This window comes from Candidatus Thermoplasmatota archaeon, assembly GCA_035540375.1.
In the GTDB taxonomy this organism is placed as follows: domain Archaea; phylum Thermoplasmatota; class SW-10-69-26; order JACQPN01; family JAJPHT01; genus DATLGO01.
In genome coordinates this window covers 1-26,537 of the sequence record DATLGO010000022.1, presented here as the reverse complement: position 1 = coordinate 26,537, position 26,537 = coordinate 1, and the positions used below count along the sequence as shown (strand labels likewise).

Below are 26,537 nucleotides of genomic sequence, written 5' to 3'. Positions count from 1 at the left end.
GGGACCTACACCTACCGGTTCTCGGTGGGCGAGGACTCCGTCGGCACGTGGGCCTACCACGACTCCGTCGCCGAGATGGACGAGAGCCCCTTCGTCCCCGGCGTCAGCACGCCCGAATCGGGCGAAGGCATCGAGCGCGGTCTCTACGGCGCGTTCGTCGTCCAGGCCGCCGACGAGGCGGAGGTCGACCACGAGTTCGTCGTCGCGATGAGCGACATGGGGCCCGAGGTGTCGCGCGGCGGCACGTACATGCTCGTGAACGGCCGCGCCTCGCCCCTCACGCCGACGTTCCACGTGATGGAGGGCGAGAAGGTCCGCTTCCGCCTCATCAACGCGGGTCCGAACGACCCGCACGATTTCATCGTCCGCGGGCACGCGCTCACGAACGCGCACACCGCGCGCGTCGTCGACGGAGCGAGCGAGGACGAAGGCCGCCGCACGAGCGTCGTGCTCGGCTCGCTCACGTTCGGCGATTACACGACCGTCGCCGGCGCGCCCGGCGAATACGAGTACCTTTGCCTCGTCGGCGACCACGCATCGATGGGCATGAAGGGCAGGTTTGTCGTCCATCCCCGCATCGAGAACTAAGGAAGGTCTGAACCATGGATCCGATCGTCACCGCCGTGCTCCTCGGCCTCTATGTCGGGGTCATCCCCGTCTACCTCGGATTGTTTCCCGCGCCGCTCATGCGCCGCCTGGGCGACAAGTGGCTCGACGGCCTCGTCGCGCTCTCCGTCGGCGTCCTGCTGTTCCTCCTCATCGACGTCGCGGCCGAAGGCATGGAGATGGGCAACAAGCTGAACGCCGCCATGCAGGTGCCCGCCGCGGGCGACGCGAGCGTGCCGCCCATCGACGAGGCGCTCTTCGGCCTCGTGGGCCCGGCCCTCGCGCCGTGGCTCGGCCCGGCGCTCGTCTTCGTCGGTCTCTCGGCCGGCATCCTGAGCCTCGTCTGGGTGGCCAACCGACGCGGCGCGGCCGTCGCGGCCTCCGAGGACCCGGCGGCGCGCCGCCTCCGCCTCGCGGCGCTTGTCGCCCTCGGCATCGGCCTCCACAACCTCGGCGAGGGCCTCGCGGTCGGCGCCGCCGTCGCGGGCGGCAACATGGCGCTTGCGGGCCTCCTCGTCGTCGGCTTCGCGCTGCATAACGTCACCGAGGGCGTCGCCATCCTCGCGCCCGCCTCGCGGGACCGCCTGTCGCTCGGGCGCCTCGCGTGGCTCGGCGGGCTCGCGGGCGTGCCGACGATCCTCGGCGCGCTCCTCGGGATCCTCTTCTTCTCGAACGCGCTCGGCGTGCTGTTCTTCGCGATCGCCGCGGGCGCGGTCCTGTACGTGATCGTCGAGGTCCTTCTCGCGCTCGGGCGGGACTTCTCGAACTCCTACGTCGGGTACGGGGGCCTCATCGCGGGCTTCGCCATCATGCTCCTGACGGCTCAGTTCCTGCTGCTTTGAGGGGGATCATCGGGGCTTCACCTCGAGGGTGACGGGCGCCGGCTCGACGGCGCCCGTCCCCGGGGTCAAGGTCACGGGATTCGTGTCCTTCCCGCAGTGGGGGCAGGGCTTGGGCCCCGCGCGCCGGTTCTGGAGCTCCTCAAGGAACGCCGTCGCGAGGATGGCGGCCGGAAGCGCGATGACGCCGATACCGATCACGGCCGTGAAGCCGCCGAGGAGCTTCCCGACGGGCGTCACGGGCGACACGTCGCCGTACCCGACGGTCGTGAGCGTGACGATGCCCCACCAGAAGCTGTCGGGAATCGAGGGGAACTTCTCCGGCTGCGCCTCGTGCTCCGCGAAGTAGACGAGGCTCGACATCACGAGGAGCGTCATGAGGAGCAGCGCGAAGCCGCTCATGAGGTCGTGCCGGCGCTCGCGGACGATGCGGGCGAATAGGCTGAGCGAGTCCGTGTAGCGCCCGAGCTTGAACACGCGCAGGAGCCGCACGAGCCTCAGGACGCGGACGAACCGCGTGTCGAGCGCGACGAGGAGGGGCAGGTAGGCGGGAATGATCGCGATGAGATCGACGAGCAGGTACGGCGTGAGCGCGTAGCGCAGGCGCCCCATGATCGGATGCGAGAAGCCCGGAGCTTCCGGCGCCGACCATAGACGGAGGACGTATTCGACGGTGAAGATCGCGACCGAGACCATTTCGAACGCGCGGAAGAGGCCTTCGTACTGGGCTTCGATCCAGGCCACCGTCTCGAGGACGAGCGCGACGACGTTGAGGGCGATGAGCGCGATGAGGAAGGCGTTGACGGCGCTCGTCCACCGGTCGCTCGTGCCCGTGATCTCGAGGACGTGGTGCGTCTTGGCTCGGAAGGTCTCGGGCATGGCCTCTCCGCTCGCGCTACGGAACGATGGAATATGAGGGTTTGCGCGGCGCGGAAGTGTCCACGCCGCGCGGACCGCTCAGGGCGAGGTCACCCGTCGCGACGGACCCGTCGGGCGACGAACGCCGCGCCGACCGCCGCGAGGATCGCGACGAGCTCGAAGCCGGGAACCTTCTTCGTCGGTTCCTCGGCCGGCGGTACGTCCGTTGCCGCAAGCTCGTCGGCCTTCTTGCCGCGGCTCACTTCCTGCTGGTCCGTGCCGCTCCGGTCGGCGGGCTTCTCCTGGGTTTCGTTCGCGACGCCCGTGGACGTCACGATGAACTTCAGGGGCTGCATCTTCTGGAGCCGGGTCTCGCCCGCGAGGTACTCGACGACGAGCTCGAGGTCGTACGTCCGCGCCGCGACGCCCGGACCGGCGGTCACGCGGATCGTGCCGTTCAGCACTTCGTTGCCGCCCATCATGACGTGGTTCGGGTTGAGCTTCGCTGTGATGCCGTCGGGGAGGGATCCGCCCTTCGCGCCCTTGAGATAGAGGTCGCCGTGGATGCCTTCCGCCGTCTTCGTGCGGTAGAGGACGTTCCACCAGGCGGTGCCGTTCGCGTCCGTCTCCTGGGCGACCTCGTCGACCTCCATGGAGAAGTCGGGGTTGCCGCCCGTGACGCGGCCGCCGATGGTGGGGTCGCCGATGTGGACGACCTTCTCGGCGACGTTGCCCCAGAGATCCTTGATGGTGACCTTGATGACGTCCTCCATGCGGATGACGCCGTCCCAGTTCCACGCCTTGCCCCAGACGACGCTCTGGATCTGACCTTCGCTTTGCGGCTGATCCTTCAGAGGTCCGTAGCCGAGGTCGGGCACGAGGTCGTCGTCGCGCGCGGGAGGCTGCGTCTCCGCGAGCTCGAGCTTCTTGCCGTTCAGCGTGGCGGTGATCTCCGAAACGTCTTCCGCGACCTCGATGTAGAGTCCGGTCTTGCCGTCGAGGCGCTCGCCGTCGCCGGGGAGGATCATGGGCCAGGGCGCCGTGAAGTCCTTGCACGGCAGGGGCTTGCCGCCCTCGCCGGGGCAGCCGTCGCGGCCGTGCTGGCGACCGCCATTGTTGACCTTCGCGTTCGCGTAGTACCGGACGAGCTCGTTGCCGTCCTTGTCGTACGCCGAGATGGCCGCGGCGTAGTCGCCGTCGCCGACGTTGTACGTGTTGATCGGAACGAAGAAGCCGTCGCGCCAGTCGTTGTCGGCGCGGTAGTTCTTGATGTACGCGCCCGTGACCCACTCGGGCGTCGAGCACGATTCGAGGCCGCCCGAGGCCTTCCCGAAGCTAAACTTGAACGTGTCGATCTTCATGGCGTTCGCGCCGCGGGCCTGGAACTGGATGAAGAACTTGCCCGAGGCGTGGATGAAGCCGTCGTCGCGGACGCGGAGGTCCGGGTTCATGAACACGAGCACGATCTCGGGATCCCCGCATCGCTTGAAGCCGTCGGCGTTCTGCGCTTCGGCGGGGGTGGTGGCGAATCCGACGCCCGAGAGGACGAGCGCGAGGGTGAGGGTCGAAAGGACGAGCCGCATGAGGGGGAGCCTCCTCGGTAAGCCCGCCGATTTGACAGTGTCAATAAATAGCTTGCCTAGCGCTTGTTCACCGGTCCGCGGAAAACGCCGGAAACGACCGTGACCGAACGGGTCACGCCGGCGTGAACGCGAACGGTTGCGGGGCGGCCGTGGCCTTCGCGGCATCCGCGCGCAGCGCGTCCACGTCGTGGTAGGCCCTCTGCGGGAGGAGGCGACAGGGAACGCCCGCGACGACCCGGGCGGAGAGCCCGGCGCCCGCGACGCGCACGGCGCCGTCGTCGTCCCGGGTCGCGACGACGCGGCCCGAGCGCCAGGGGCTTGACCACCCTTCGCAGGCGAAAAGGCTCAACGCGTCCGCGAGCTGGAGGAGCGCAAGATGCTTCGCGGGCGTCTCCGGGAGCGCGTCCCACGTGCCTCCGAAGCCGAGCTTCGCGAGCAAACCGTTCTGCCGCGCGCGCTCGGCATCGTGGAACGCGCGCTCCCCGGCGTCGCGCTCGGGGCGGATGAACGAAAGACCATGGAGCCCGACCAGGAGGCCGACGTAGGGACCGCGCTCCAACGCCCGGTCGATGGATCGCCGCCATACCGCGCGGTACACGTCGCGCGGAGCGTTGCGGTAATCGTGCGGGAGCCCCGTCGACGCGTCGAGGAGAGGGGCGTCGTCCACCGCGTCCCATCCGTCGTCGTGGTGCGCGACCGCCGCGAGGAAAGCCTCGCGCGGCTCGGGAACGTCCGCGAAGGCCTTCGCGAGGTCGGCGGCGAGGCGGGCGTGGTCCGTCTGCCGCGTGAGGCGCACGCCGTCTCCCGTCCGCTCGACGATCACGCGCCGGGAAGCGCGCGGACGATGCTTGGCGCTTGCGCGTCCAAACGCTGAAGACGCTCCCGGAGGATGGGGCGCCATGAAAGCCCACGCGCTCGTCGCCCTGATGATCGCCCTCGCCGGCCTCGCAACCGTGCCGACCGCGGCCGCCCACGATTGCGGGGGCGTCGACTGCGGCCCCTGCGTCGAAGGCGAGAACCACAATCACGGCGGTCCCTCGGGCGGGTGCTCGACGCGCAGGGCGCTTCCCGGCTTCGAGGTCGCCCTCGTCGGGCTCGCGCTCCTCGGCATCGCGCTCGTCGCGCGCCGCGCGCGCTCCCGCTAGTCGCGACGCGATGCCCAGAGGGTGAGCGCCGCGAGGCTCGCGTACGGCGACCACGCGGGCGCGAGCTTCGTCATCTTCGCGGCGGCCCGCGCGCGCGGCACCTTGTAGGCCTTCGCCACCGCGATCTGAAGGCCGAGGTCCTCGGGCGCGAGGACGTCGGGCCGCGCGAGGTGGAAGATGAGGAACATCTTCGCCGTCCAGACGCCGATGCCCTTGACCTCGGTGAGGGCATCGACGACCGCGGCGTCGTCCATCGACGCGAGGGCGTCGAGGTCGAGCGCGCCCGTGTGCGCGCGCTCCGCGAGGTCGAGCACGTAGGCGGTCTTCGGGCGCGAGAGGCCCGCCGCGCGCAGGCGGTCCGGGCCGGCCGCGAGGACTCCCGCGGGCGCGAGGTTCCCGCCCGCGGCGGCCGCGACGCGCGAGACGATGACGCGCCCCGCGGCGAGGGACACCTGCTGGTGGATGATGGACGTCGCGAGCGCCTCGAAGGGCGTCGTCGTCTCGATCGCGCGGGCCGGCATCGGACGGCTCCTGGACAGCGCGGCCATCACGGGGTCCGTGCGGGCCCACCGGCGCCGGGCCTTCGGGAGGTGCGCGAGGAGCGGATCGGACATCGACGGGGCAACGTCGCCCTCGGACATGAAGCCGGTCCAGGGCGCGGAACGAACGCCCGGCCAGAAGCGTCATCCATGACGGTCGCGCGAGCAGACCTGGGGAACACCCGTGGCGAACCGCACGCCGAGCCTCGTCGTCTACATGATCGGCCTCGTCATCGTCCTCGCCGGCGTCTGGGTCCTTTTCACGCAGACGTCGCTCGGCGCCTTCATCCCGCCCGCCGTCGTGGTGGCCGTGCTCCTCCTCATCGTCGGCATCGCCGTCATGGCGTCGAGCGATCGCTTCATTTCCGGCGATTCATCGACGGATCGCTATGGCGCGCGCGACCGCGACCGGCTCCGATGAGATGTGACCGATCGGCTCACATCGAGCGTCCTGCGTGGGGCAAACTACTTGCGCCGCCGTGACAAAAGAGCGCACATGGACCAGGCCTGCAAGTTCGGCCTCGAGTATCAGCCCCCCGAACAGGCGCCCGACCCCGCGCTCCTCGCGCACGTCCGACATTGCGTCGACTGCCAGGGGCAGGTGGTCGTCGTCGAGGCGACGACGGGCCTGTCCTGGTCGTTCGCCAGCGCACCGTGACCCCGGGGCGGGTGGCGCCCGCCCTGAGGGTTCCATCCTTGACAACATGAGGCGCAAGGGACTTCCTTCCCGAACCCTTCGCCTCCGGGAGGCTCTCCATGCGACTCACCCACGAAGACGTCACCCTGCTCGGCCCGCCCGTCGAACGGGCCGGGGAGGTCCTCACCCCCGAAGCGCTCGCCTTCGTCGGGCGGCTCAACCGCCGCTTCGATCCCCCGCGCCGCGCGCTCCTCGCGCGCCGCCAGGAGCGGCAGGCGGCGTTCGACCGCGGCGAGCGTCCCGGCTTCCTTCCCGGGACGCGCCACGTCCGCGAAGGCGAATGGAAGGTGGGGCCCGTCCCGTCCGACCTCGAGGACCGGCGGGTCGAGATCACGGGACCCGTCGATCGGAAGATGATGATCAACGCGCTCAACTCGGGCGCGAACGTCTTCATGGCGGATTTCGAGGACGCGCTGTCGCCGACGTGGCCAAACGTGGTCGAAGGCCAGGTCAACCTCCGAGATTTCGCCCGCGGCGCGCTCGCGCTCGCCACGCCCGAGGGCCGATCGTACCGGCTCGCCGGGAAGACCGCGACGCTTGTCGTCCGGCCCCGCGGATGGCACCTCGTCGATCGACACGTCCTCGTCGACGGCGAGCCCGTCGCGGCGAGCCTGCTCGATTTCGGGTTGCACGTTTTCCACAACGCCCGCGCGCTCGTCGAGCGCGGCTCCGGTCCGTACTTCTATCTCCCCAAGCTCGAAGGCCATCTCGAAGCGAGGCTCTGGAACGACGTCTTCGTCGCCGCGAGCGAGGAGTTGGGCCTTGCGCGCGGCACGATCAAGGCGACCGTCCTCATCGAGACGATCCTCGCCGCCTTCGAGATGGAAGAGATCCTCTACGAGCTGCGCGACCACGCGGTCGGCCTGAACGCGGGTCGCTGGGACTACATCTTCAGCTACATCAAGCGCCTCGGCCGCGTCCACGGCGCCGTCCTCCCCGACCGCGCCGCGATCACGATGACGGCCCCGTTCATGCGCGCCTACGCGCTCCAGCTCGTCCGCGCGTGCCACCGGCGCGGCGCGCACGCGATGGGCGGGATGGCGGCCTTCGTGCCGAGCCGCAAGGACGAAGTCGCGAATGCGCGCGCATTCGGAAAGGTCCGCGAGGACAAGCTGCGCGAAGCCGATGACGGCTTCGACGGGACCTGGGTCGCGCACCCCGACCTCGTGCCCGTCGCGCGCGCGGTCTTCGACGCGAAGATCGGAGACGCGCCGCACCAGAAGCACCGCCTGCGCGAGGACGTCCACGCGGATGCCGAGGCTCTCCTGGCGCCGGGGCTCGAACCGAAGGTCACGGAAGCCGGCCTCCGCAACAACGTCGAGGTCGCGCTCCTCTACATCGAGGCGTGGCTCAACGGTCTCGGCGCGGTCGCGATCCACAACCTGATGGAGGACGCGGCGACGGCCGAGATCGCGCGCGCCCAGGTGTGGCAGTGGGTCCGCCGCGGCGCGAAGCTTGACGACGGCCGCGCGATCGACGCGAAGCTCGTGCGCGCGATCCTGGACGAGGAGACGCGCGCGATTCGCGAATCGCGACCGGCGCCTGCGCTCCAGGAAGCGCGAGCGTTGTTGGAACGCGTCGCGCTCGCTGAAGACTTCGTCGAATTTCTCACGATTCCCGCCTACGACAGGCTCGTCGAGTCTCGAAGGAGCAACACCGCATGAAGCAGAAGGCCGAAGTTGTGACGACGTTGGAAGAGCGGGCCCGCGACGACGCGCGCGCCCTCGCGCGCGAATGGTCCGCCTCGGAACGCTGGCGAGGCATCGTGCGCGACTATTCCGCCGAGGACGTCGTGCGCCTGCGCGGATCCGTCCACGTCGAGCACACGCTCGCGCGGCTCGGAGCCGAGCGGCTCTGGGAGCTGCTCCGCACCGAGCCCTGGGTGGGGGCCCTGGGCGCGCTCACGGGCGGACAAGCGGTGCAGATGGTGAAGGCCGGCCTCAAGGCCATCTATCTCTCGGGCTGGCAGACCGCGGCCGACAACAACCTCGCGGGCCAGGTGTATCCCGACCAGAGCCTCTATCCCGCGAACTCCGTCCCGGAGGTCGTCCGACGCCTGAACAACGCGCTCCGCCGCGCCGACCAGATCGAGTGGGCCGAAACCGGTCGTCCCAAGCGCCACTGGCTTGCGCCCATCATGGCCGACGCGGAGGCGGGCTTCGGCGGGCCGCTCAACGCGTACGAGCTCATGAAATCCATGATCGAGGCGGGGGCGGCGGGCGTCCACTGGGAGGATCAGCTCGCGGCCGAGAAGAAATGCGGCCACATGGGCGGCAAGGTCCTCGTTCCCACGTCGCAGCACATCCGCACGCTCACCGCCGCGCGCCTCGCGGCGGACGTCGCGGGCGTCCCGACGATCATCGTCGCCCGCACGGACGCGCTCGGCGCGACCCTCCTCACGAGCGACGTCGACGCGCGCGACGCCCGGTTCGCGACCGGCGAGCGCACGCAGGAAGGCTACTTCCGCGTCAAGGCCGGCATCGAATCGGCGATCGCGCGTGCGGAATCGTATGCGCCCTACGCGGATCTCCTCTGGTTCGAGACGTCGAAGCCCGACCTCGACGAGGCGCGGGCGTTCGCGGAAGCCATCCACGCGAAGCACCCAGGGAAGGCGCTCATGTACAACTGCTCCCCCAGCTTCAACTGGCGGAAGCACCTCGACGACGCCACCATCGGGCGTTTCAACGCGACGCTCGCCGAGCTCGGTTACCGTTTCCAGTTCATCACGCTCGCGGGCTTCCACGCGCTGAACGCGGGCATGTTCGAGCTCGCAAGCGCATACGCCGCCGAAGGGATGCCCGCCTACGTGCGCCTCCAGGAGCGCGAATTCGACCTCGAGAGGCTCGGATACACCGCGACGAAGCACCAGCGCGAGGTCGGCACCGGCTACTTCGACGAGGTGGCGCAGGTCATCTCGGGCGGCAAGGGCTCCACGCTCGCGCTCAAGGGGTCCACCGAGGAGGAGCAGTTCCAGCACTGAGGATGCGGCGGCGCGTTCGCGAAAAGGGTTAAACGCCCCGAAACCGGCTCGGGGGGCGAGGCTCACGCATGCGTTCCACGCCGGTCGCTCTCGCCGCCCTCCTCGTCCTCGGTTCCCTCGCATTCGCGATCCCCCCGGGAGCGGGGGCCGGCGAGCCCCTCGCAGTCGACGCGGGGTCGACCCTCCGGGTCGCGCCCGGCGAACCGATTCCCCTCGACGGCCGGGCCTTCGGCGGCGTCCCGCCCCTCGCCTACGCGTGGAGCGGGGGCGAAGCCGCGCGCTTCTCGGACGCGACCTCGCCGGCGACGACCTACGCGACGACCGGGCTTGTCGCCGGCACGCTCGCGCTCACCCTCACGGTGACCGACGCGAACGGCGCGGTGGCTTCCGACATGGTTCTCCACCGCATCGACGCGCCGAACGTTCTCCTCGACGTCACGGGCACGATCCTCGCGGGCGCGCCCGACGAGATCATCTTCGTCAACAGCTTCGACGGCCGTACGCACGCCTTCGCGGTGCCCGCGGGCGTCGCGCGCCTCGACGCGACGCTCGATTGGACGAGCGGCGCCAACGACCTCGACTTCCAGCTCGCGCGCGGGACGACGACCACGGGCGCCGCCGGCGAGACGTCGTCGAAGCCCGAGCGGATCACGGTCGCGAACCCGGCAAGCGGCGCCTGGACCGCGCGCGTCCGACCTTATTTCTCCGGACCCGAAACGTACCGCCTCACCGTCACGACGCCGCCCACGGTGTCGCTCCCCGTGGCCTCGGCCGCGCACCCGGTCGGCGCCTACAACTACGGGACGCTGGATGCCCACGCTCTCTTCGCGAGCGCGTCGGGCGGCACCGCACCCTACGTCTTCGCGTGGGACCTCGACGGCGACGGCCGCCTCGAGACGAGCGGCGCGAACGCGTCGGCGAGCCTCCCCGTCGGGACGCACGCGGTGCGCGTCCGCGTCACGGACGCGACGGGGTACCGGTCGGAGGCCTCCGCGATCGTGACCGTCCACGACGTGCATCACGTTCTCGTCGCGCGGTGCGGCAACGTTCCCGGCGCGGTCTCGATGATGGAGTTCTCCGCTTCGGGCGGAGCGTGCTTCAACCACATGGGCCACAACACGTACTTCTTCGGCGACGCAACGTACGCGCTCCGCAAGGCCTGGGGGCGCGCGTTCGCGGTCGAGCAGCAGTTCACGCCGCCCGCCGGCGAGGACGGGCTGCCGGATCCCTTCACGACGCCCCTTCTCGTCGAAACGAGCGCCGACGGCGTCGCGTGGTCGCTCGCGGGCACGGGTCGCTACGTCTTCGTCTCGACCTCTCCGCCCGGGGCGCCGGATCGGCAATACGTGGAGTTCGAGTTCGAGGGCGACGGACGCGCCTTCCGCTTCCTCCGCGTGCGCGCGCCGCAGTCGGCGGCTCAGGGCCTTTCGGGCTTCCTCGACGCGAGCGGCTTCGACCTCTACGCGGACGTCGTCGCGACGTCGCCGCCCGCGCTCGCGACCGGCATCCTCGAGCGCGCGTGCGAGACGCACGTGATGGAGCGCTTCTTCACGACGCACCCTTGCTGGTTCGGAGGCATCAACCGCTACGACTCCGCGAGCTTCTACCACACGTACTGGGCCGGCGACGGCGCGAAGCTCGACCGCGTGCGCGGCAAAGCCATCCTCGCGCCGTGGCGAAGCGACGATTTCTGGGGCGCCTCGCTCCAGCCCGCCGACGCGCGCGTGAAGGCGTTCGTGCAGACGAGCCTCGACGGCCGCGACTGGGACACGGTCGCCACGGTCGAGGGGACGTTCGGCGCGGCGATCCCGATCGACGTCCTCCTCTCCGGCAAGGAAGCCCGCATGGTCCGCCTCATCCCCCAGGAGCACGAGCGCTTCCACGACTGGCGGCAGGGCTGGCAATGGGCGCCGCTCAAGCACTTCCGCGGCTACTTCGTGCACTCGACGCTCACGCTCGAAGGCCTCCTGCCGGCACCGTGACCGGGTTCGGGCCCGTCCGGTCACGCGGGCGGGACCCGAAGCGCGACTTCGGATGTCCTTATCCTCCGACCGCGCGCATGGCTACGCGAGATGTCGCGAGAGCGAGACCTCCACCTCGAACGCCCGACACGCGTTGCCGACGCGCTCCCCGACCGCGAGCTTTCGATCCTCACGGAGCTCGCGCGCGAGGGCGACGCGCGCGTCGCGTTCCAGGGCCTGCGCCGGCGGCTCGACGTGCACCAGCAGGCGCTCGTGCGGACGCTGCGACGGCTCGAATCGCGCGGCCTCGTCGCGCGCGACCCCGCCGGCTACCGCCTCACGGAGGCCGGCTTCGCGGCGCTCGAGGGCCGTTCCGTGTCCCCCGTCCCCGGAGCGTCCATCACGCTCGTGTCCGCGCTCCTCCCTCCGCACGTCGAGGCCGAGGCGGTCGCGGAGCTCTTGGGCCGCCGATGGTTCCGCGGCCTGCGTTGGTATGGCCAGTCGGGAGGGCCGGGCGAGATCGTGCTCACGTGGACGACCGAGGCCGAAGGCGCGCGCGTCCGCGTGCGCGCGGGCGCCGGGACCGTCACCGTTGAATCCGACGTGCCGCCCGGGGGCCACCCGCGCTTCGCCGGCGCGCACGCGGTGCTCTCCGCCATCGCCGAGCTGTACGGCCTCGCGCCCCCCGGGCCCTCGGAATCCCTCGTGACGATCGCGGGCGACGCCCCCGGCTTCGCGGCGTGACCGGGCGCGCGCGGGACGAAGTCACGCGCCCACGCGCTCGACATAGCCTTGCGCGGCCTATCGGATCTTGCGGCGCGACGCCGCAGGAACGACCGACATGTGCTACGCAGAATCGGGCAGCGACTGGGTCCGTCGAAGGTATTGGACGCGCGAGGAGCGCAAGCGGTGGCTCGAAGAATACGCCGCCGCGCTCGAGGGAGAGCTCAAGGGCGTGCGGGAGCGCATCCAGGAACTCTCCGCCGCGTGAACGGGACCAGGCCCGGGCGCCGGGCGCCGGGCGTCGGGCGGCGGGCCCGGGAGTCGGGTGCCGGGACCGGGCGCCGGGCGCCGGGCGTCGGGTCCGGGTCCGGGTCCGGGACCGGGACCGGCGCGCCCGGATTCCGCGGGAGGCCGCCACGAGGGCCCGCAGTCATGCCTTGAGCTAAACCCTTCCCCTTCTTGCCCGCATGTCCTCGCGCTGCTCCGCGTCTGCGACTTCCTCGAGCGCGCTTTCCTGCTCGCCGCGCCCGAGGTACGCGAGGCCGTCCTCCCGCCCCCGCGAGATGAGGTGGGCGGCCTTCGTGGGCGAGAAGTTGAGCATCGTGAGGAGGCCGAGGCCGTCCGAGGGGCTGATCACGTGGAAGTCCACGTGTCTCCAATTGGGGTCCGCGAAGCCGCGCGCGATGATGCGGTTCACGGCCTTCGCCTGCTTGATGTCCTCCTTGAGGTTCCCGAGCATCCTCAGCTCCGAAAGCCGCGTGATGGCCTCCCACAGGTTCTCGGGCGGCGTGAGCGGCTTCGAGGCCATGGGCGAAAGCAGCACGGTGTAGATCTCCGTCGCGCCCGCCTCGATCGCGGGACCGATGGGCGTGTTCGCGACCGCGCCGCCGTCCCAGTAGTGGCGACCGTCGACCTCGACCATCGGGAAGAGGATCGGGATGGCGCTCGAGGCGAGGAGGTGGTCGATCGTGACGTCGCGGTTGCGGAACACGGTCAGCTCGCCGGTGTCGACGTCGACCGCCGTGAAGCGCAGCTGCGTGGGGCTCGTTCGCACGGCCTCGAGGTCCAGGTTGTCCTCGAGGAACCGGCGCAGGGGTCGCGTGTCGAGCAGGTTCGTCCACCGCGGGAGCGTCCACACGTCGCTTCGCGGCTGCGCGACGCGGAACGCCCCCATGGCGCGCCACAGGGCCTCGATGCGCGCGTGCTCGACGCCGCTCGCGATGAACGCCGCCGTGATGGCGCCCACGCTCGTGCCGGAGATGACGTCGAACGCGATGCCGCGGTCGGCGAGCGCGCTGTACACGCCGTACTCGTAGGCGCCGCGTCCCCCGCCGCCCGAGAGGACGAGCCCTTTCACGTCCCCCTCTCCGGTGCGCGCATGGCCCCTCATTCGTCGTTCCTTCCCTTATAAGGGTGGGGATCCCTCCCCGAAACCCGCCACGCGGCGCGCGGCTTGACGGCCGGCCCAAATAGATTATGCAGGCTCAAGGCGTGCTGTTGGGTGGGAAGGTTCAGGGTCGTGCCGGTCACGTCAGAGCGGATTGCGTCGCTTCAGCGCCTCGGCTTGTCCGAATATGGCGCCCGCTGCTATCTCGCGCTGCTCGACCTCGGAACCGCGACGGCCCGCGACATCGCAACCCTTGGCCGCGTGCCGAGCGCGAAGGTCTACGCCGCCCTCGACCAGCTGCACGAGAAGGGTCTCGCCGGCATCCTGCCGGAGCATCCGCGCCGGTACAACCCCATCCCGCTCGAATCCTATCTCGAGCGCCTCCGCGTTGAGAAAGCGCGCGAGCTCGCCTCGCTCGATCGAGACGCCCCGGAGCTCGCCTCGGCCTTCCGGATCGTCGGCGAGTCTGAGGTTTCCGACAAGGGAGCCGTGAACGTCGTCCGCGGGCGCAAGAATGTCCTCAAGACCGCCGAGCAGATCCTGACCTCTGCGAAGGTGGAGGTCCTCATCCTCGCGACGCCGGGTTTCGCGGAGCGCGCTCGGGCCCACCGCGATGTCCTCATGGACCTCGTCGGCCGGAAGGTCGAGGTTCGCGTTCTCGTTCCGCCCGTCCGCGGGTTCGCTGCGCTCGCTGAGCTGCTCCCGGGAATCTCGTGGCGCGTCCGGGCCCACGATGCCGAGGACATGGGCCTCAAGTCGAAGATCGTGATCGTCGACCGCTCGAAGGCCTTCGTCGTGAACTTCGCGCCCGACGACGCCAGCCTTGCGACGGGCAAGGACGTGGGGATCCACACGGACCACCGCGGCATCGTCCAGGTCATCCATGCGTTGGTCGAGACGCTGTGGTTCCGATCCAAGATCCTCACGGCGGAGACGATCGAGGGGGGACCCGAGCCCCGATACTTCTCGCGCGTGCTGCGATCACGGGCCGAGGTCCTTTCGGCCAATCTCGATATCATCGATCGCGGGGCGCGGAGGATGACGTTCGTGCGCCAGAATCCTCCCGACACGCGCCGCGGATTCTTCAAGGACTTCTTCGGGATCTTCCACGACAGGCCGGACATGGTGATCGCGTCGATCCATCGGTTCACGAGGGTCGAGGAGCTCGACGCCTACGCCCGCGACGGGTCCATCCCGGGATCGTGGGACATCGCCCACCTCGACGACCCCGGTCCGCTCCGGTTCTGGATCTATGACGACCGCGAAGCCTTCCTCGCGTTGAGGAAAGGGGCATTGCCGGATTCCCCGAGCGTCGAAGCGCTCGCGGACCAGGAAGACGCGATCCTCCACACGAACAATCCGGAGATGATCCGGGCCCTGCTCGCCGAATACGAGCGGATGCGACGCGAAGCGCGTCCCCTGGCGGTCCGCGCGGCGGAGCTTCAGAAAGAAGGGCTCGTCCGCATCGCGGTCGAAGGGGCTCCCGTCGACCGCAAGGCCTGATCACGCGAAGATGGCGTCGTGGAACGGCGCGGGATCGTCCTCCTGCCAGAAGTGGCCCGCGGTCCGCGAGACGTGTCGCACGACGGCGTTCGGAAAATCGCGCCTCCATCGCTCGGCGAGCCTCGCCGGCATGACCGGGTCCCGGTCCGCCCAGAGCACGAGCACAGGCTTCGATGCGAGCTTCGGATAATCGGCCTCGTAGCCCGCCAGCGTGGAGGCCTCGGGGTGGCTGGGCCCATCCGGAACCATCTGGACGAAGCGCGAAGCCGCGAGCCGGGCTCCCGGGTCGCGAAGCGGCGCGAGATAGGCCTCGAGGACGTCGGGATCAAGCCTCCTGCGCGCCCCGAAAGCGAACGCCGTCCTGGCGACCAGGTTGAAACGTCGACCAAGCGCGGCGCCCGGCCGCGAGGCGAAGAAGGCGTGCCAGGCGCTGAGGGATCGCTCGGACTTCGGCGCGAAGGCGAGCGTATTCGCGATCACGAGACGCTCCACTCGCTCGGGCGCGGCCACGGCGAGGCCCATGCCGACGGGCCCGCCCCAATCGTGGAGAACGAGCGTCGCGCGGCGGACGTCAAGCGATTCGACGACCCGGCGGACGTTGGCGACGTGCCGCGCGAGCCCATAGTACCGCGGATCGCGCGGCTTGTCGGACAGCCCGAAGCCGGCAAGGTCCGGCGCGACGACACGGTACCCTTCGGCGAGGCCGCGCGCGATGAGTTTCCTCCAGAGAAACGACCACGTCGGATTGCCGTGGAGGGCGAGCAGCGTCGGGGCGTCGCGAGGTCCGTCGTCGACGACGTTCAGCCGGACGCCGTCGGCCTCCACGCTCGTCCGCCGGAAGGGCATCTCGCGGACGACGATGGGGAGCGAAGCGGGGTCCATGCGCGACCAACAACGGCGGCGCCCTTGAACCGTGCGGACCCCCCCCGTCCGATGCGGCAAACGTTCCACAATGGCCAACCGGATCCCCCTCCGGGTTTCTGGAGGGAATCCACCATGGAACCCAAGCAATACGCCGACCGCGTGAAGCAGGCTCTGACGGACATCCAGTTCCCGACGACCAAGCAGGAGATCATCAACAAGAAGGGCAACACGACGGTCGAGGTCGCCGAGGGCAAGACCGTCACGATCCGCGACGCGCTCCAGCCCGTCCAGAAGGATCGCTTCGAGAGCTCGAACGAGCTTCTCAATCAGGTCAACCAGGCCCACAACCTGAACTGGCCGCGCATGTGAAGCGGCTCGATCGGCCGGGCCGCGTCCCGGCTTTTCCCGATCACGGGCCGCGCGCGAGGCGGCGCGCGGCGCGCATCCCTTCCTCGTAGGCCGCGCGCCCGTCGTCCGTCATCGAGACCAGGACGAGGACGAAGAGCAGGATGAGGCCGACGGCGAAGACGAGCATCGTCCAGCCGGGGTCGGCGCGGCCCATGCCCCGTTCTCTCTCGCGTCCGCCTCATGAAGGTGGCGGGGCGGAAACGCCCCCCGCGGCCGCTTGCGGCCGTCATGGCGACGGCGTCAAACGTACCGGCCGACGCGTCGCTCCTCGCGGCCCTTCGCGAGGTGGCTTCCGACGCTGAGGGGCCAAGGGGTCGGCATCGCGGCGAGCGCGAGGACGGCGCCGAACAGCGCGACGTTGCGGAGGAACAGGATCGTCTGCAGCATCGCCTGCTGGGGATCGTCGATCATCCAGAACGCGTGCATGATCGGGGTGACGGCCCAGAGGAAGATGCCGATGAGCGCGAGCCCGAGCCGGGGGAGGATCCCGAGCGTCACGCTGATCGACCCCAGGAGGAGGATGCCGCCCGTCGCGATGACCGCGAACGTGGGAAAGGGGACGCCGGAGGATTCGGCGACGGACGCGAGGGTCCGCGTCCCCGCGAAGTGGTTGACCGCGCTGAGCAGGAAGAAGCCGCCGAAGAGCAGTCGCCCGAGCAGGAAGACGAGGTCCATCGCGCGCATCGAGGCGGGTCGCGACCCCCGTCCGCTTCACGGCTTGCGCCGACACTTCGATGACGGGCGCCGATCGCCCGCGGCCGAGCCGGCGCCCAGCCTCGGGAAGCAAGAAGGAGAGGGCCCCGGCCCGCGAAGACGTCGAGGGCTCGCCGCGCGGGGCGCGGCGAGCGCCGGAACGTCGATCCCGGGTCGGGGATGGCGATGCGGCCCGATCACTCGAGCTGCAGGATCTCGACGCCCTTCGCGAGGTCGCCGGTCACGATCCAGCCGTTCACGTACCAGGATTCCCAGGTGTTCGTGCCGGCATTGTGCTGGTCGAGCATCTTGGGCGTCGTGGGGTTCGTGAAGTCCACGAGCACCGTGCCCGCGCCGTAGAACGCGAACACCATCAGGTCCTTCTTGCCCTCGGGGTCCGGGACGAGGCGGCCGTGGTGCGCCGTACAGCCGGCCGTCATGGGGCCGGGGTTCGTCGCGCGGAACGGGGGCGGGCTGAACCAGCCGAGGAGCTTCGGGTTCTTCTCGTCCTTGACGTCGTAGAACCAGAGCGCGCCCATCGGGCCCGAGACCTGGGTCGCGGGCGTGCCGACGCCGACGCACTCCGCGGTGCCGCCGCCCATCATCTCGTCGCCCACGACGAGGACCGTGCCGTCGTCATTGTACATCGCCGAGTGGCTGAACATGACGGGCACCGCGCTCACCGCGGGGACCGGGTTCACGCCGTGGTGGACGGGGATGCTCACGATGACCTTGGGCTCGAGCGGGTTCGCGATGTCCCAGATCTGCGTGTACTGCAGGCCCGCGCAGAGCGCGCGCTGCTTCTCGGCCGTGATCCAGAAGTAGATGTGGTGGCACCCGTAGCCGTTCTTGAAGATGATCGGCTCGAAGGCGTCAGCGTCCGGGTTCGAGAGATCGTAGATCTCCGTCTGGCCGTTGCCCGAGCCGACATTCGCGGTCGGGTCGAGGAAGTTGCCCGTCGCGCCGCCGCCGCCGTTGCTGTTCGCGTTGTACACGATCGGCGTGCCGGGGACGACGCCGAGCTTGTGCGAGCCCGTCGGGGACTCGAGGCTCGGGAGCTGCTTCGGCGAGGTGGGGTCCGTGATGTCGTAGACGAGGATGTTCTGGCTCGTCGAGAGGACGGTCAGGAGGCGACCGTTCGGGTAGGCGATGATGCCCGCGCCGCGCGTCTGGACGTCCATCGTCGAGAGGACCTGGGGCGCCATCGGGTCCGAGATGTCGATCACGGCCGTCTGCGCGTCGCGGCCGAAGCCCGGCTTGACGACGAGGCTTCCGAACACCGCGATGCCGCCTGCCTGCTTCGAGCCCGCGTCCGCGGCGCGGGCGACGGGCTTGAGGCCCTTGATCGTCGCGGGGATGGGCGCCATCGGGACGGGCTTCCAGAAGTCGGGATAGTCCGACCCGTTGAGCGGCGGGTTCGCGAGCGTCGGGAAGTTGAACGCCGGGTGGGGCGCGTCCTGCGGATCGAGCCACAGGCTCTCGTTCGAGGCGAAGAGCCCCGTCGGGATGATCGGGTCGTCATTTCCGGGGATGTCGGTCTTGGCGCCGATGCAGCCGGCCAGGACGGGGGCGGCAAGGAGCGTGAGGGCGACCAGGAAGCGGGCGGCCATGCCGCGGGCATCGCCTCGGGGGCGCTAAAGCTGTTGTGGTAGACCCTTCCCCGGTGGAGGGCGGCACCCTATCGCGCGAGGCGCTCGACGTAGTCGCAGTCCCGGACGGGGTCCGGGTTCGTGACGCCGGCTTCTTCATACACGACATATCGGAGCTCCGTGCAGAGGGTGAAACCGGTCTCCAGGGTCCCTTCGGGGAACCACAGATAATGGACCCCCTTCCAGTGACCGGTCTCTCCGGTATACGCTCCGAGCTGCATGCGGATCGCGCGGTCGTCGCGCCACCAGGTGTTTTCGGTAAGGTATTCGCAGGTACGCCCGCCGTTCGGGAGGGTGGTGCAGCGCGACGTGTCCGTCGAAGGATACCCGCCTTCGCTCCACATGTGGACTCCGAGATCCCCCCAAGTCGAATCCGGCGTGAGGGTCACGAAGAGCGCTGCGTTTTTCCCAGCCTCGTCCACGACGCCCCACTTCAGGAATTCCCCCAGGTGGTCGCGGTACCGGTCCGCCTGCGGGTGGTTCCCGTCCTCGTGGGGGTCGGCGACGTCGACGGCGCCGACGTATCCGTCACGGTTGTGATCCTTCCAGACGCCGGACCACGCCTCGATGCTGACGAGCGTTCCGGGGAGGACCGCCACGCCGCCCTCCTCGCCCCGGCCCGGCAAGGGCATGTTCTTCTTGAGGACGCTCGGCGAGGTGGATGCGGCCCCGAACGAGTACGTTGCCAGGACGTCCACCCAGCCGCGGTAGGCGGACTGGTAGTCGTCGAGGCGCCCCGACGCCGTGCTCGCGCGGCGCGGGTCGGACGCGAGCGCGGGATCGACCTCGTGTTCGTACTTCCCGAAGGCGGCGCCCATGATTCCCCCCGGTACGGGAACCGGCAAGGGCGGGAAGACGCACGCATTGGGGCACATGCCCGTGGAGGGCGTCGCGACGGCGCGGACGACGGGCGCGGCCGTCGCCTGGTACACCGTCGTCACGATGCCGTTCAGCGCGACGTACCGATCGATGTCCACGAGACCGGAGGGGCCGACGCGGTAGGGCTTGCCCGTGTTCTCATCCGTGATCAGGACGAGGTCGCTGACGCTTTCGACGACGATGGGCTCGAGAAGCGAACCGTCGAGCATCGGCACGAAGGTGCTTGATCGGTATTGGCGGTCGTAATAGCTGCCCGCCACCGCGTACTTGAAGTCGTACTCCGTGGAGGTGGTCCGGGCGGCCTCGGAGGTGAGCGGCGGTCGGCTCCCGGGCTCGATGAAGGCGTAGAGGTCCTTGAACCCGGGAAGGGCCTGGTCGGCGGGCACGTACTCGTTGCCGGGTTCGATGCCGGCGTAGCTCGGATTCACCGGGGGCGCTTCCGGCGGCGCGTTGTTCACGCTCGTCGGCCGCACACGGACGTCGAGGACGCGGTCGCCGTTCGTGTCCTGCCAGAGACCATACCATGCGCGAAACGCGTTGATGCCGGGAAGGAGGATTGGCGGAAGGTCGCCGTTCGATGCGCGGTCGAGGGAGGCGACGAAGCTCGTCGGTTCGCGGCCGGCCGCGGGATTCTGCAGCGGCGCAAGCGGCGCGTAGGCGAAGGCATCGAGGATGGTGTGCCCCTCGGGAGGGATCATGGGTTGGTGCATGGAGACGAAGGGAAGTCTCGGGCACGCCCCGCCCGCCTCGTCGTTCGCGAGCGCTTCCGGGATGCAGGTCTTCTGATGGGGATTCGGCGGCTCGGCCGCCTCGAAGGCCACGCGGCCCGGATGCCCGCCCGCAAGCGGCGCGGCGAACGCGGCGGCGACAAGGATCGATGCGAAGGTCAGCGTGAGGAACGTGCGACCGGACATGGGAGCCTCCCCCGGGTGAGTCCCCCGGGACCCACTTCAATGTTGGGGGGCTTCGTCACGTCGGACTGGAGGCGTTCCGGGGCCCGGCTGGACAGTCGTTGCAGCCAGCAGGTCAGGGGCCCCGCCAGGCCCCGGGTTTGCGCCACGCGGGATGCGAGCACGTCGAGCAGAGGGCGGCGACGGGCGGGACGGCGTGTCGTCGCTCGTCCCAGTGGGCCATCCGCACGCCGCATTGGAGGCACTCGAGTTCCATGCACGCACCTGCATCCGTCTTCGCGCTCGGGGTTATCAAGCACTTTGGCGAGACCCTTGAACCATCCAACATCGTCACTAGACGCGCCGTTGAAACGACCGAACGGGCACATCCAGAAGCCGCTCGTGACGCGATGGGATGGGAGAAGGAGCCGAAGGCCGACGCCGAGGCGCCGCGCGAGCGTCGACAAGCTCTACCACTCGTCGGATCCGACGGGGCCTCCGTCCGGCGAACGGACATTCTGAGGCGTCGGGGGGCGGATTGATCGTCGCGCCGGTCCATCCGCCCCTCGATGCCCTACAATGAAGTCCTCGTGATGGCGATCCGCGCCGCGACGTCCCGCGAGCGCGGCATCACGTCGAAGAAGATGTTCGGCGGCGTCGCGTTCATGGTCGACGGTCGGATGTTCGCGGGCATCATCAAGGACCGTCTCATGGTGCGCATCGATCCCGCGGACCAGGACGAGGCCCTCGCGAAGCCGCACACCCGACCGATGGATTTCACGAAGCGGCCGATGCCGGGTTTCATCGAGGTCGAAGCCCCCGCGTGGACGAAGGACGCGACGCTCCGGGCTTGGCTCGCGCAGGGTCTCGCCTACGCGCGAGCTCAAGGGCCCAAAGAAGCGAAGAGGGCGGGCGTGGCGCGGCGCTCCAGGACGTCCTCGAAGAAGTCGGCGAAGCGCTAAGCCGGCGCGCGCGGCGGCGTCGCGCTCGGCGATGGCGCGACGTAGGTGAGCGCCATCCCGATCGCGAACAGCGCGAAGGCCGCGAGGGCGGCAAGCGTGCCCACGTGCAGGATCTCCCGACCCGTCGACGCGTTGCGCGCGACCGTCAGCAACAGCGTCGGAACCGCGCCCGCCCAGAGGGCGAGCCGCACCGCGTTCGCGCGGGTCGCATGCCACGCGATCGCGAGCCCCGCGACGAAAACGCCCCAGCCGAGGCTGACGTAGCCCAGCTCCTTGTGGAGCGTGCGAAGCGCCTCGGCGACGTGCGGCGAGAACGCCTCCACTTCGGCCGCGGTCACGCCGAGGTCGTCGGCTTCGCCCCCAGGGCCCGTGAACGGCTCGTCGCGGACGATGAAGAGGATCCCGCTCGCGACGGCGAGGAAACCGGTGAGCACGAGCAACGAGACGCCGACGATCGCGAGGCGTGACGGGGGAGCGGACATGCGGGGCCGAGCGGGCGCGCGGTGGATGAGCGCATCGGCTCGGGAGCGTTCGCGACGCTCACCCATCGCGGCCATGTCAAGGAGGACGGGGATCGGGCATCGAAGCGCGCATCCGGAGCGTGGCGGACGTCATTGCCCTCCGACCGGCCCGGACCGGCGCGGCCCTCGCGATGGCGGAGGTCGGCCTCGGCCGTCCGTCCGGGACGGCGCCGCCCAGGGAGAAGATGAAGCCCCATGGCGCGCCTCGCCGGACATGCACTGGATCAGCCTGGTGACGCTCGGCGTCGAGGATCTCGACGCGGCAACGCGTTTCTACGAAGCCCTCGGCTGGCGTCGCTCGGGCGCGTCGAACAAGGACGTCACGTTCCTTTCAGGCGGCGCCGTCGCGCTCGCGCTCTTCGGTCGCGACGCTCTCGCCGAGGATGCCCGCGTCCCCGCCCGGGGGGACGGCTTCCGGGCCCTGGCGATCGCGGCCAATGTGGCCGAGCCCCACGACGTGGACCTCGCGCTCAGGAGGGCCGAGGCCGCCGGGGCGCGCGTCGTCAAGCCCGCGGAAGACGCGCCGTGGGGCGGCCGCTCCGGCTATTTCGCGGACCTCGACGGACACCTGTGGGAAATCGCCTGGAACCCCCACTTCCCGCGCGCGGCCGATGGGCGCCTGACCCTCCCCCCGTGAGCGTCCGCGCGCCGTCGCCGAGGCGGCCGCGGGCTTCCACGGACCGCTGGGCGCCCGCCGCGCCCGCTTCGGCGCGTCGGCCACAAGCGGCTTCCCGCGCGCGGCACGACCGATCGCCATGCAATCCGGTCGCGCTCTCTTGCGTGTCGTCACGCTCATGCTCGCGCTCGCGCTCGCCGTCCCGCTCGCGGCGCCCCAAGGAACCGGGGCGGCGGAGACGCGCCCGGGCGCGCCGCCCCCGATGATCGACGCCGCCAACTTCACCGGAGGCGTCGACCATCCTTATTTCCCGCTCACCCCCGGAACGCAATACGTCTATGCGTACGCTGAAGGCGGCGATTCGGGCCGGAAGCTCGTGACGGTGACGAACGAGACGAAAACGATCCAGGGCGTGAACGCGACCATCGTCCGCGAGACGACGGTCCTCGAGGGCGAGGTCGTCGAGGTCACGCAGGACTGGTACGCCCAGGATCGCGAAGGCAACGTCTGGTACCTCGGCGAGGATACGCTGTCCTTCGAACGAAGGAGCACCGTCTCGGACGCGGGCTCGTGGGAGGCTGGCGTCGCGAACGCCCGCGCCGGCATCATCATGCACGCGACCCCGCCGGCGAACGGGTCGTACTACCAGGAGTACGCGCCGAACGTCGCCGAGGACATCGCGCGCGACGTGGCCGCGAATCATACGCTCGAGGTTCCGTTCGGCAACTTCACCGACGTCCTCGTCGTCCGCGAGACGGACCCGCTCGACGGCGACGTCGAGTGGGCCTACTATGCTCCGGACGTCGGTCTCATCGCGGAAGCCGCCGCGGACGGATCCGAGGTGCTCCGCCTCGTCGAGGTGCGCACCATCGGCGAGCGGTTCGCGAGCCTCGACGAATGGCGGAACGCGACCGCTGCCGAGCGCGAGGCCATGGAGACGAACGTGACGAACGCGTCGATCGTCGACAATGAGTCCTCCAACGACTCCGTGAATGCGACGCGGGACGAGCCGCTCAACGTGACGCCCTAACGTTCGCTTCGAGCAGCGCCTTCATCTTCCCGAGCTGCTTGCGCTGGAGACGGCGGTTCATGAGCCAGACGAGCGGCGCCATGAGCTTCATGGCGCTCGCGAGCGGCACGTCGACGTCGCGCGCCCTTGAACCTTCGGCCCGTCAGCGTTCGCGGCTCGCGCGGAGCGTCGCGGCCTTGAGGTGCGGACCGAGAACGACGGCGCGCTGGCGCGCGCGCTCGGGGTCCATCTGGTAGAGCCTCCCGCCCACGGTGCTCGCCATGCCGTCGGGGGCCGGGTGCGACAGGAGTCGCGCGGTCGCCGCGTCCACGGGGGCGCGACCGCCCGCGTTCGTCGCAAGGCCCGTCGCGTCGCGGCGGCGCTCCCGCCAAGCGAGCCACGCCACGGCTCCAAAGTAGAGCCCGTGGATGAGGAAGAACGACAGGCTGTCGACGAGCACGACCGGCTCCTGCGAGCCTGGCGCAACGACCTCCTTCCAGAGATGGTCGATGGCGTGCCCGTACACGAAGAGAAGCGTCGGGACGATGAAACCGAAGAAGTACACGAAGAACACCCCGACGCCGACGAAGTGGAGGACGCCGTACATCCGGATCCATCGCATCTCGCGGGCGGAAGCGTTCGGCTCGGGGACGTTGCGCCAGCGGGGCCAGGCCCACGCGAAGCGGCGGCGCAGCCACTGGCGCGCGTCGCCGTAGAGGTTGCGGCATTCGAGCCCGTGCGCGACCATGTAGTAGACGTCGGTGCGCACCTGGAAGAAGAATTGGAAGAGCACGATGAGGAGCGACCCGAGGATGAAGAGACGCGCGACCGTCTGGAAGCCGTCGCTCGCGAAGAGGCCGACCCCCCATTCGCGGCCCGCGGCGAGGAGGAGCGTGAGGACGCCGATGACGAACATGTCCGTCGCCATTCCCGCGGCGTAGACCTTCATGCGATCCTTGCGGGGAAGGACCCAGAGGTTCGAGGCGTCCGTCTCGACGACGAGATAGGCGAGACGCGTCGAGACGCCGAGCGACGCGCGGCCGCCGAGCGCGCGCGCCATGAGGACGTGGCCGAGCTCGTGCTTCGCGACGAGGATCGTCATGGAAGCGAAGAGCGAGAGGCCGACGATCGTGTAGATCGGCGAGACGAGGAAGTCGCTCCAGAGCGGGCGGTACCAGGCGTCCCGCGCCATGAGCGCGAGCGCGGCCGCAAAGGGCAGGAGCGTGATCCACCAGAAGAGCGGCCCCTTTAGGAAACGGAGGCGCTCCGGCGGGACGTTCTCGAAGAGCTTGCGGCGCCGCTTCGGGAGGTCCGCGCCCTCGAGCGCGACGCCGTTGATCTTCGCGACGAACCCGCCCGCCGCGATCGAGCGCACGAACGCGGCGACGTCGACGTCGCGCGCCTGCTGCGCCTTCACGACCGCGCGGGCCTTCTCGACAAACGGTTCGCGCTGGAGCGCGCGGATCACCGCGACGCCGATGGGCGGCATCTCGGCGAACGTGCCCGTGTCGTCGTTGCCGACGATGAACGTCCCGCCGCGCTCGACGATGGTGAGCGGCGCAAGCTCGACGCTGTCGATGACCGTCGGGAGGCCGGTGCCGTCCCGCGGCTTCGCTTGCGCTTGGCGATGGTAGATGCATTCGATGAGCTCGCCGTCCGCCTCGCGCAGATGCAGGGACGAACCCTGGCACCAGTCCCATTGGTCGCAGCTCACGCAGGGGCCTTTGCGGAATCGCGAGCGGTCCCCGCGGAACCAGTCGTAGCGCCGCTCCCACACGTCCTTGAGGCGCTCCTTGCGGAGGTCGCCCTGGACGCCGATCTCGCGCCGGACCTCGAGGCACGTCGCGGCCTTGCCGTCGTAGAGGACGCTCGCGATGCGCGTGCCCGCACCGCAGAAGAACATGCTTTCGCGGACGCGGCCCTCGAACGCGGCGCCGACCCAGCCGTCGCAGACCCACGCGACGCGGACGCCCGTCGCCTCGACGTTCGCGGGCTTGTTCTTCTCGGTGATCCATTCGAGCAGGTCGCGCAGCTGCTCGTTCGTGAGGTGCGTCAGCGGATCCTTCGCGCGGCCGACGGGCGAGACGGGGCCGAGGTTCCAGAGCGGGACCTTCAGCTCCTGCATGAGCGCGTACACGCCCGGGATGTCCTTCCAGTTGAGCGGCGTCGCGATCGTGTTGACCGTGATCTGCACCTTCGGGTGGCGCTCGCGCAGCTGCCGGATGGTGGACACCGCGAGATCGAAGCTCCCGTCGATGCCGCGCTGGCGATCGTGGCCTTCCTTGAGGCCGTCGATCGAGATCGTGAAGAGGCGCACGCCGCTCTCGACGAGCCGGTCGAGGAGCGCCGGGTCGCGGCCCGTGAGCATGCCGTTCGTCGTGAGCGAGACGTTGAACCGGAGGTCGCGCAGGTGGGCGACGATCTCAGAGAGGTCCTTCCGCAGCGTGGCCTCGCCGCCCGTGATGCCGATGCTGATCGTGCCGGGCGGGAAGTCCGCGGCGACCTCGGAGAAGATGCGCTTGACCTCGTCGGTCTTCAGCTCCTGGCCGTGGCGCCACGGCCCGTCGCCTTCCTTCCCCTCGACCGGGTTCCCGCAGTGGGCGCACGCGAGGTTGCACGCGAGCGTCGCTTCCCAGATGAGGCCTTCGAGCCGCGGCTCGCGGATCGCATCAAGGACGAGCCCCCGGTGCCGCGTGAGGGCGTCCTGGACGGTGAGGAGTTCGGGCAAGAGGACCGGCGCAGGCCACGACGCCGAACGCCGGCCCGACGATTCCCTACCAGGCGGCGGGGAAGTGCGTCATCACGGTGTTCGTGTGCAGACTGGTCATCTCGAGCTTCTCGAGCCACTTGACGTCGATCGTTTCCAATCCCTCACCTCCCCCGGGACGCAGCCCGGACCGTGCGTGACAGGGCTTGGCAGGGTAAGGCTGTTTCGCACAGCCCGTTCCCGACTTGCGGTGAAAAAGACCGGGGTCACCCGACACCTTCGGCCCGATCAAGAGCGTCCTGCGCCGCCAGTTCAGCGACGGGCCTCGGCCTCGCCGAGCACGACATCGCGTGCCCCGACCGCGCGCCCTTCACGCTCCACATCGCGCAGGGGACGCTGCGGCGCCCGCGCGGGAAGCCTGTTCGCGCTCGAGATCGGCGAGCCCTGCCGCCTGCCGCGCATGCTCATCGTGCCGCCTGCGGGACGGGGATGGACGGGGGCGGCGTATTGGTTTGCGG

At 69.9% G+C, this 26,537-nt stretch carries 30 protein-coding genes; 15 read left to right on the top strand and 15 right to left on the bottom strand.

Translation table 11 applies throughout. From position 1 onward, the window contains the following. On the top strand, nt 1-588 hold a 588-nt coding region (locus VM889_02955; GenBank protein ID HVL47493.1), incomplete at its 5' end, for a hypothetical protein. A gap of 14 nt (nt 589-602) precedes the next feature. Beyond that, nucleotides 603-1,448, top strand: a complete 846-nt coding sequence (locus VM889_02950; GenBank protein HVL47492.1) for a ZIP family metal transporter — start codon at nt 603-605, stop codon at nt 1,446-1,448. 6 nt (nt 1,449-1,454) lie between these two features. On the opposite strand, the gene VM889_02945 is transcribed toward VM889_02950, so the two are convergent. From VM889_02945 to VM889_02935, 3 genes are all read right to left on the bottom strand, one after another. Continuing rightward, nucleotides 1,455-2,324 (bottom strand): ion transporter, encoded by an 870-nt coding sequence (locus VM889_02945; protein ID HVL47491.1) that lies wholly within the window; start codon nt 2,322-2,324, stop codon nt 1,455-1,457. Between the two features lie 89 nt (nt 2,325-2,413). Further along, nucleotides 2,414-3,886 carry a hypothetical protein gene (locus VM889_02940; GenBank protein HVL47490.1) on the bottom strand — a complete coding sequence of 491 codons (1,473 nt, stop codon included), beginning with the start codon at nt 3,884-3,886 and terminating at the stop codon, nt 2,414-2,416. A gap of 112 nt (nt 3,887-3,998) precedes the next feature. Then, entirely contained in the window at nt 3,999-4,709 is a 711-nt protein-coding gene (locus tag VM889_02935; GenBank protein ID HVL47489.1) for a DUF3891 family protein, read from the bottom strand. A 76-nt stretch (nt 4,710-4,785) separates the two neighbouring features. On the opposite strand from VM889_02935, the gene VM889_02930 reads away from it, so the two are divergent. After that, on the top strand, nt 4,786-5,031 hold the full coding sequence (locus VM889_02930) for a hypothetical protein (GenBank protein ID HVL47488.1): 246 nt from the start codon (nt 4,786-4,788) through the stop codon (nt 5,029-5,031). On the opposite strand, the gene VM889_02925 is transcribed toward VM889_02930, so the two are convergent. Further along, nucleotides 5,028-5,645: a DNA-3-methyladenine glycosylase 2 family protein gene (locus VM889_02925; protein ID HVL47487.1), complete on the bottom strand. Its 618-nt coding sequence runs from the start codon at nt 5,643-5,645 to the stop codon at nt 5,028-5,030. The two genes, VM889_02930 and VM889_02925, sit on opposite strands and share 4 nt — an antisense overlap. Nucleotides 5,646-5,754: 109 nt before the next feature. Here VM889_02925 and VM889_02920 point away from each other — a divergent pair, with 109 nt between their 5' ends. From VM889_02920 to VM889_02890, 7 genes are all read left to right on the top strand, one after another. Further along, nucleotides 5,755-5,991 carry a hypothetical protein gene (locus tag VM889_02920; protein ID HVL47486.1) on the top strand — a complete coding sequence of 79 codons (237 nt, stop codon included), beginning with the start codon at nt 5,755-5,757 and terminating at the stop codon, nt 5,989-5,991. A gap of 75 nt (nt 5,992-6,066) precedes the next feature. Further along, entirely contained in the window at nt 6,067-6,228 is a 162-nt protein-coding gene (locus VM889_02915; GenBank protein ID HVL47485.1) for a hypothetical protein, read from the top strand. 98 nt (nt 6,229-6,326) lie between these two features. Then, nucleotides 6,327-7,931 (top strand): malate synthase A, encoded by a 1,605-nt coding sequence (gene aceB / locus VM889_02910; protein HVL47484.1) that lies wholly within the window; start codon nt 6,327-6,329, stop codon nt 7,929-7,931. Next, nucleotides 7,928-9,247 (top strand): isocitrate lyase, encoded by a 1,320-nt coding sequence (gene aceA / locus VM889_02905; protein HVL47483.1) that lies wholly within the window; start codon nt 7,928-7,930, stop codon nt 9,245-9,247. The genes aceB and aceA overlap by 4 nt, the downstream gene beginning before the upstream one ends. A 68-nt stretch (nt 9,248-9,315) precedes the next feature. After that, entirely contained in the window at nt 9,316-11,229 is a 1,914-nt protein-coding gene (locus VM889_02900; GenBank protein ID HVL47482.1) for a hypothetical protein, read from the top strand. A gap of 90 nt (nt 11,230-11,319) precedes the next feature. Next, a complete protein-coding gene (locus tag VM889_02895) occupies nt 11,320-11,952 on the top strand; it encodes a MarR family transcriptional regulator (protein HVL47481.1) in 633 nt (210 codons plus the stop codon). Nucleotides 11,953-12,019: 67 nt separating this feature from the next. Then, nucleotides 12,020-12,199: a DUF5320 domain-containing protein gene (locus VM889_02890; protein HVL47480.1), complete on the top strand. Its 180-nt coding sequence runs from the start codon at nt 12,020-12,022 to the stop codon at nt 12,197-12,199. A 174-nt stretch (nt 12,200-12,373) separates the two neighbouring features. On the opposite strand, the gene VM889_02885 is transcribed toward VM889_02890, so the two are convergent. Next, a complete protein-coding gene (locus VM889_02885; GenBank protein ID HVL47479.1) occupies nt 12,374-13,288 on the bottom strand; it encodes a patatin-like phospholipase family protein in 915 nt (304 codons plus the stop codon). Nucleotides 13,289-13,450: 162 nt separating this feature from the next. On the opposite strand from VM889_02885, the gene VM889_02880 reads away from it, so the two are divergent. Further along, entirely contained in the window at nt 13,451-14,821 is a 1,371-nt protein-coding gene (locus VM889_02880; GenBank protein HVL47478.1) for a helix-turn-helix domain-containing protein, read from the top strand. Here the strand turns inward: VM889_02880 and VM889_02875 are convergent, their stop codons facing one another. Further along, nucleotides 14,822-15,703, bottom strand: a complete 882-nt coding sequence (locus VM889_02875; GenBank protein ID HVL47477.1) for an alpha/beta fold hydrolase — start codon at nt 15,701-15,703, stop codon at nt 14,822-14,824. 114 nt (nt 15,704-15,817) lie between these two features. Between VM889_02875 and VM889_02870 the strand changes: the two genes are divergently transcribed. After that, entirely contained in the window at nt 15,818-16,054 is a 237-nt protein-coding gene (locus VM889_02870) for a hypothetical protein (protein ID HVL47476.1), read from the top strand. A 40-nt stretch (nt 16,055-16,094) separates the two neighbouring features. Here VM889_02870 and VM889_02865 read toward each other — a convergent pair whose 3' ends face one another. From VM889_02865 to VM889_02845, 5 genes are all read right to left on the bottom strand, one after another. Continuing rightward, nucleotides 16,095-16,247 (bottom strand): hypothetical protein, encoded by a 153-nt coding sequence (locus VM889_02865; GenBank protein ID HVL47475.1) that lies wholly within the window; start codon nt 16,245-16,247, stop codon nt 16,095-16,097. Between the two features lie 86 nt (nt 16,248-16,333). Further along, on the bottom strand, nt 16,334-16,777 hold the full coding sequence (locus VM889_02860; protein ID HVL47474.1) for a DoxX family membrane protein: 444 nt from the start codon (nt 16,775-16,777) through the stop codon (nt 16,334-16,336). 206 nt (nt 16,778-16,983) lie between these two features. After that, nucleotides 16,984-18,396, bottom strand: a complete 1,413-nt coding sequence (locus VM889_02855) for a hypothetical protein (protein ID HVL47473.1) — start codon at nt 18,394-18,396, stop codon at nt 16,984-16,986. A gap of 68 nt (nt 18,397-18,464) precedes the next feature. Beyond that, nucleotides 18,465-20,228 carry a hypothetical protein gene (locus VM889_02850; protein ID HVL47472.1) on the bottom strand — a complete coding sequence of 588 codons (1,764 nt, stop codon included), beginning with the start codon at nt 20,226-20,228 and terminating at the stop codon, nt 18,465-18,467. Between the two features lie 112 nt (nt 20,229-20,340). Further along, nucleotides 20,341-20,481 (bottom strand): hypothetical protein, encoded by a 141-nt coding sequence (locus VM889_02845; GenBank protein HVL47471.1) that lies wholly within the window; start codon nt 20,479-20,481, stop codon nt 20,341-20,343. Nucleotides 20,482-20,773: 292 nt separating this feature from the next. Between VM889_02845 and VM889_02840 the strand changes: the two genes are divergently transcribed. Then, nucleotides 20,774-21,166 carry a TfoX/Sxy family protein gene (locus VM889_02840; GenBank protein HVL47470.1) on the top strand — a complete coding sequence of 131 codons (393 nt, stop codon included), beginning with the start codon at nt 20,774-20,776 and terminating at the stop codon, nt 21,164-21,166. Here the strand turns inward: VM889_02840 and VM889_02835 are convergent. Beyond that, entirely contained in the window at nt 21,163-21,648 is a 486-nt protein-coding gene (locus tag VM889_02835; GenBank protein HVL47469.1) for a hypothetical protein, read from the bottom strand. The genes VM889_02840 and VM889_02835 overlap by 4 nt on opposite strands. Before the next feature lie 253 nt (nt 21,649-21,901). Between VM889_02835 and VM889_02830 the strand changes: the two genes are divergently transcribed. Beyond that, nucleotides 21,902-22,324 (top strand): VOC family protein, encoded by a 423-nt coding sequence (locus tag VM889_02830; protein ID HVL47468.1) that lies wholly within the window; start codon nt 21,902-21,904, stop codon nt 22,322-22,324. A gap of 118 nt (nt 22,325-22,442) precedes the next feature. After that, on the top strand, nt 22,443-23,333 hold the full coding sequence (locus VM889_02825) for a hypothetical protein (GenBank protein HVL47467.1): 891 nt from the start codon (nt 22,443-22,445) through the stop codon (nt 23,331-23,333). Here the strand turns inward: VM889_02825 and VM889_02820 are convergent. From VM889_02820 to VM889_02810, 3 genes are all read right to left on the bottom strand, one after another. Then, complete coding sequence (locus VM889_02820; protein HVL47466.1) at nt 23,317-23,442, bottom strand: hypothetical protein; 126 nt, start codon at nt 23,440-23,442, stop codon at nt 23,317-23,319. The two genes, VM889_02825 and VM889_02820, sit on opposite strands and share 17 nt — an antisense overlap. 33 nt (nt 23,443-23,475) lie before the next feature. Further along, nucleotides 23,476-26,040 carry a radical SAM protein gene (locus VM889_02815; protein HVL47465.1) on the bottom strand — a complete coding sequence of 855 codons (2,565 nt, stop codon included), beginning with the start codon at nt 26,038-26,040 and terminating at the stop codon, nt 23,476-23,478. 291 nt (nt 26,041-26,331) lie between these two features. Further along, the coding region (locus VM889_02810; protein HVL47464.1) for a hypothetical protein at nt 26,332-26,537 on the bottom strand (206 nt) is incomplete at its 5' end.

Coding starts and splice junctions, on each gene's coding strand:
- VM889_02950 (HVL47492.1), top strand. CDS start 603: ATGGATCCGATCGTCACCGCCGTGCTCCTCGGCCTCTATGTCGGGGTC.
- VM889_02945 (HVL47491.1), bottom strand. CDS start 2,324: ATGCCCGAGACCTTCCGAGCCAAGACGCACCACGTCCTCGAGATCACG.
- VM889_02940 (HVL47490.1), bottom strand. CDS start 3,886: ATGCGGCTCGTCCTTTCGACCCTCACCCTCGCGCTCGTCCTCTCGGGC.
- VM889_02930 (HVL47488.1), top strand. CDS start 4,786: ATGAAAGCCCACGCGCTCGTCGCCCTGATGATCGCCCTCGCCGGCCTC.
- VM889_02925 (HVL47487.1), bottom strand. CDS start 5,645: ATGTCCGATCCGCTCCTCGCGCACCTCCCGAAGGCCCGGCGCCGGTGG.
- VM889_02915 (HVL47485.1), top strand. CDS start 6,067: ATGGACCAGGCCTGCAAGTTCGGCCTCGAGTATCAGCCCCCCGAACAG.
- aceB (HVL47484.1), top strand. CDS start 6,327: ATGCGACTCACCCACGAAGACGTCACCCTGCTCGGCCCGCCCGTCGAA.
- aceA (HVL47483.1), top strand. CDS start 7,928: ATGAAGCAGAAGGCCGAAGTTGTGACGACGTTGGAAGAGCGGGCCCGC.
- VM889_02900 (HVL47482.1), top strand. CDS start 9,316: ATGCGTTCCACGCCGGTCGCTCTCGCCGCCCTCCTCGTCCTCGGTTCC.
- VM889_02895 (HVL47481.1), top strand. CDS start 11,320: ATGTCGCGAGAGCGAGACCTCCACCTCGAACGCCCGACACGCGTTGCC.
- VM889_02875 (HVL47477.1), bottom strand. CDS start 15,703: ATGGACCCCGCTTCGCTCCCCATCGTCGTCCGCGAGATGCCCTTCCGG.
- VM889_02870 (HVL47476.1), top strand. CDS start 15,818: ATGGAACCCAAGCAATACGCCGACCGCGTGAAGCAGGCTCTGACGGAC.
- VM889_02865 (HVL47475.1), bottom strand. CDS start 16,247: ATGGGCCGCGCCGACCCCGGCTGGACGATGCTCGTCTTCGCCGTCGGC.
- VM889_02860 (HVL47474.1), bottom strand. CDS start 16,777: ATGCGCGCGATGGACCTCGTCTTCCTGCTCGGGCGACTGCTCTTCGGC.
- VM889_02855 (HVL47473.1), bottom strand. CDS start 18,396: ATGGCCGCCCGCTTCCTGGTCGCCCTCACGCTCCTTGCCGCCCCCGTC.
- VM889_02850 (HVL47472.1), bottom strand. CDS start 20,228: ATGTCCGGTCGCACGTTCCTCACGCTGACCTTCGCATCGATCCTTGTC.
- VM889_02845 (HVL47471.1), bottom strand. CDS start 20,481: ATGGAACTCGAGTGCCTCCAATGCGGCGTGCGGATGGCCCACTGGGAC.
- VM889_02840 (HVL47470.1), top strand. CDS start 20,774: ATGCCCTACAATGAAGTCCTCGTGATGGCGATCCGCGCCGCGACGTCC.
- VM889_02835 (HVL47469.1), bottom strand. CDS start 21,648: ATGTCCGCTCCCCCGTCACGCCTCGCGATCGTCGGCGTCTCGTTGCTC.
- VM889_02830 (HVL47468.1), top strand. CDS start 21,902: ATGCACTGGATCAGCCTGGTGACGCTCGGCGTCGAGGATCTCGACGCG.
- VM889_02825 (HVL47467.1), top strand. CDS start 22,443: ATGCAATCCGGTCGCGCTCTCTTGCGTGTCGTCACGCTCATGCTCGCG.